The sequence below is a fragment of the Actinomycetota bacterium genome, from assembly GCA_040755895.1.
Lineage (GTDB): Bacteria > Actinomycetota > Aquicultoria > Subteraquimicrobiales > Subteraquimicrobiaceae > Subteraquimicrobium.
This window is the reverse complement of record JBFMAG010000035.1, coordinates 1-3,683: the sequence shown is the minus strand read 5'-3', so window position 1 is coordinate 3,683 and position 3,683 is coordinate 1. Positions and strand designations below refer to the sequence as shown.

Here is a 3,683-nt window from a genome sequence, read left to right as displayed (position 1 = left end):
AAAGGAGTCTACTACACAGCAAGCAAGGTTGAGGTTGATGGAAAAATCGTCACAGCGGATGGTCCACAAGCCGCGGAACAATTCGGGGAAGCATTGGCAAAAGCTCTAGCTCATTAAATCATTTACTTTTGGCGAAATACCTTTCCAATTTTGCAGGTGCAGCAGCTGCTTTTATCACATTTATTAATTCTCCTACATCTATATTATCCAACGGCACCATCAATGTTACTACACCCTTATGATTGAGGTACCCTGCTTCTTTCAGCCGCAAAATTTGGTTGAAATTTTCATAGGAAATCACTCGCATCAAATGATATAAGTTCTGACTGCGAATAGCCGCTTTTAAGATATCGCAACTTATATTATCGCCGACTATAAACAACCCAGCATTCTCATTGCTTATTCTACTTTGCTGAGTAGCAAGCTCACTTACATACTTACGCGCCTGATTGAAATTGAGACCGTCCTTTATTGCCTTCACGATAATGATTATCCCAGTGGCCGATCTCCACAGATTACCCAAATCCACATCGAATTCCAACCTTTTGCCTATGGCATCGATGGCTCTTTGGTAATCGCTATAGGACTCTATCTCCGAAATCGATGGTATCTTCTCTACTTCCGATTCTTTTCGATCTAGTTCGGCTAATTTTTTCCTTAGAACTCGGATGTCCTCGGTTAGCACCTCTTTGGCATCCATGGTCAAAATTTCCGCAATTCGCGGGTTTTTGACCTTCAATTTAATACCAAAGAGTTCTAAAATTTCATAGCCGCCATCGTTTTTTGATGCATCCATTTTCCGTCCCTCTCAGATGGTTCCTCATTACAAACATTTACTCGGCATCGAGGAGAAAGAGCTTTAATCTCACCGTGAAATGTCTTGAGGTATTTGGTTAGTTAATGATAAAGTTAAATAAAAAAGTGACGGTTGATGAGAAGATATTTTAAGCCCAGGGATGGCAAACCGATTCACAAAACAGAGGATGTTGAATGTTTACAGAAAATGCTCGCAGAACTCAGGGGCGATAAAGTAGTGGCTACGATATATTCTTCCATCCCTGGGAACTGGCGATATGTAATAGTATCCCAATCCCAAATAGCGAAGAGAAGGATAACGGGGCTGGGTCACATATATTTTAAAGAAGATTTACTCAATAGAATAAAGGAGCTCAAAGAAAAGACCCAGTCTTAATACCATCCCATCGACCTACGTCTCAAAGCGCAGAAGACTTGACAAGTTTTGGGATGCATATTATAGAGAAAAATAAAAAGGGAGCTCAAAGGTGATTGTAGGGAAAACTTTAATTTTAAACGCCAGTGCGGAGCCCCTCACTTTTGTACCAGTTAGACGGGCAATAATTCTCATACTCAAAGAAAAAGCGGAGGTTATAGAGGAACATGTGGAGAAGCGTATTCGCTCTGAAAAACGTGAGTATCCATACCCACTGGTGATTAGATTAATTAAATATGTGGAAATTCCCCGCAGGCTTCGCGGAATAGTTACCAATTCCATACTTTTTGCCCGGGATCACTACACCTGCCAGTATTGCGGACGTCATAAAAGTGAATTCAGAAGGGGAGAATATTTAACCCGAGAGCACGTAAAACCCCTCTGCAGAGGTGGTACAGATACCTGGGATAATGTAACCACTGCTTGCTCCACCTGTAATTATTTGAAGGGAAATAGGCTTCCTTACGAAGCTAAAATGTATCCCAAGACCACTCCCTTTGAACCTCGATACATTGTCTTAGTTTTATTGGAGCAATCAGTCGATCCAGTGCAGCGTAGATACATAGAACCCTTCTTGAAACGCATCCACTGACGATAGTGTAATTCTCCCTTGCTTTTACCACAATTGGTAATAAGAAAATGGCAAAAGTGCGCGCCCATGTTCTGATAGAAGGCAGAGTTCAAGGTGTTTTCTTTCGCTCTTATACTTGTCACCAGGCTGAAAAGCTCAATGTAACGGGTTGGGTAAGGAATTGCCCTGATGGTCGAGTGGAAGCCGTTTTTGAAGGGAAGGAGGATAAAGTTCGCAGGATGGTGGACTGGTGTCATATAGGTCCACCCGAAGCTCATGTCAGAAATGTTGATGTTCGGTGGGAAGATTACACTGGCGAATTTGACTCCTTTTATATAAGATATTACTAGTTGTGGGTTAAAGGTTCGAGGTTGTAGGTTGCTGAAATATTTGGCATCGACTATTGACCATAGACTATCGATTTGCAATAGGCGCTTGTAGCTCAGGGGATAGAGCGTGGGACTCCGGATCCCAAGGTCGCGGGTTCAAATCCCGCCAAGCGCACCATTATTTTGTTCAAGACATGTTTGAACTGAGAGATGTCCACGGCGAGGTGTCGTGGGTTCCTAATTTTGAAAGGGAAGTTGCTTTAAAACGAGTTCGGGAATCTCGTTATGATTGCTGAACTTTGAGTGGTTTGCGTGATTCCCTCCGCAGTATCTTCAAAAATGCCTCGACCACGGTGGGATCAAATTGGGTACCCGAGTAATTTCTAAGTTCCTCAATTGCCTCCTCAATGCTCAATGCCCGACGATAAGGACGTTCTGAAATCATCGCATTGAAAGCATCAGCCACGGCAATGATCCGCGCTCCTAGAGGAATTGCTTTTCCAGCTATTCCTTCTGGATAGCCCATACCATCAAAATGTTCATGGTGATAAAGGATGAGTGGTATTGTGCTCTTCAAGAACTCCAATGATTTGAGGATGTTGACACCCATGAGAGGATGTAGATTGACCAGAGCTCTTTCCTCAGGAGTTAATTTACCCGGTTTATTCAGAATAGTACCATCCAACCCTATTTTGCCGATATCATGGAGCATACTTGCAATCCGAATGCTCTCGATCTCGCTCTCGGGTAGGGAAAGCTTCTTGGCAATAGCCACGGCGTACTTTGTTACCGCCTGTGAGTGTCCGAAGGTATAATGATCTTTTGCATCCACCGCAGCAGCTAGGGCGGAGATGGTACCCAGGAAGGTCATCTCCAAATCCTTGTATAACCTTGCATTTTCGATGGCTACAGCCACTTGGGCAGCAAATGAAGAAATCAGATTCAGATTTTCCTCGGTGAAGGGTTCTTTAGAAGTTTTACGATTAACACTTAAGACGCCGATGACCTTTTCTTTGGCTTTAAGGGGTACAGAGAGAGCGGATATAATCTCATCGCGTCGCAAAAATCTCTTAAAGCGTTCATTCTCCGAGTCAGTTATGATCAGAGGCTCACTCGCTTTCGCTACCCAACCAGCGATTCCCTGACCAACCTTCAATCTTGTTTTTCTCTGGAATTCGAGTTCAATGCCTCGAGCTGCTTTAATGGTGAGCGTCTGTGTCTCTTCGTCTAGAAGCATTATTGAACCTGAATCCGCTCCGGTTACAAGAAGTGCTTGATCAATAGCTTGATTCAAAATATCCTTTAGATCCAACTCTGCACCCAATGAAAAAGCCAGTTTATTAAGGGCGCTGAGCTCCAAAATCCTTTTCTCTTTCTCTTCAAATAGCTCCGCATTCTTTATGGCAACTGCCACTTCAGGAGCTAAAATCTCCAAGAATCTCAAATCTTGAATGGTGAACATATCTCCCGATCGCTTTTCACCCAGTATCAATACCCCGATGAGGTTACCTTCCACTTGTAAGGGAACTAAAACGGCTATCTCCAATTCCCT

The 3,683-nt window shown here is 43.2% G+C and carries 5 protein-coding genes and 1 tRNA gene; 4 read left to right on the top strand and 2 right to left on the bottom strand.

What is annotated here, in order from left to right:
* Positions 1-118: 118 nt before the first annotated feature.
* Positions 119-796, bottom strand: coding sequence for a hypothetical protein (locus AB1466_01665; GenBank protein ID MEW6188808.1), 678 nt, complete (start codon positions 794-796; stop codon positions 119-121).
* A 135-nt stretch (positions 797-931) separates the two neighbouring features.
* On the opposite strand from AB1466_01665, the gene AB1466_01660 reads away from it, so the two are divergent.
* From AB1466_01660 to AB1466_01645, 4 genes are all read left to right on the top strand, one after another.
* Complete coding sequence (locus tag AB1466_01660; GenBank protein ID MEW6188807.1) at positions 932-1,192, top strand: hypothetical protein; 261 nt, start codon at positions 932-934, stop codon at positions 1,190-1,192.
* Between the two features lie 91 nt (positions 1,193-1,283).
* Positions 1,284-1,823 carry an HNH endonuclease gene (locus AB1466_01655; protein ID MEW6188806.1) on the top strand — a complete coding sequence of 180 codons (540 nt, stop codon included), beginning with the start codon at positions 1,284-1,286 and terminating at the stop codon, positions 1,821-1,823.
* Between the two features lie 47 nt (positions 1,824-1,870).
* Positions 1,871-2,152, top strand: a complete 282-nt coding sequence (locus tag AB1466_01650; protein MEW6188805.1) for an acylphosphatase — start codon at positions 1,871-1,873, stop codon at positions 2,150-2,152.
* Between the two features lie 81 nt (positions 2,153-2,233).
* A tRNA-Arg gene (locus AB1466_01645) sits at positions 2,234-2,309 on the top strand.
* Positions 2,310-2,414: 105 nt separating this feature from the next.
* Here AB1466_01645 and AB1466_01640 read toward each other — a convergent pair.
* Positions 2,415-3,683: HD domain-containing phosphohydrolase (locus AB1466_01640; protein MEW6188804.1), on the bottom strand; the 1,269-nt coding region annotated here is incomplete at its 5' end.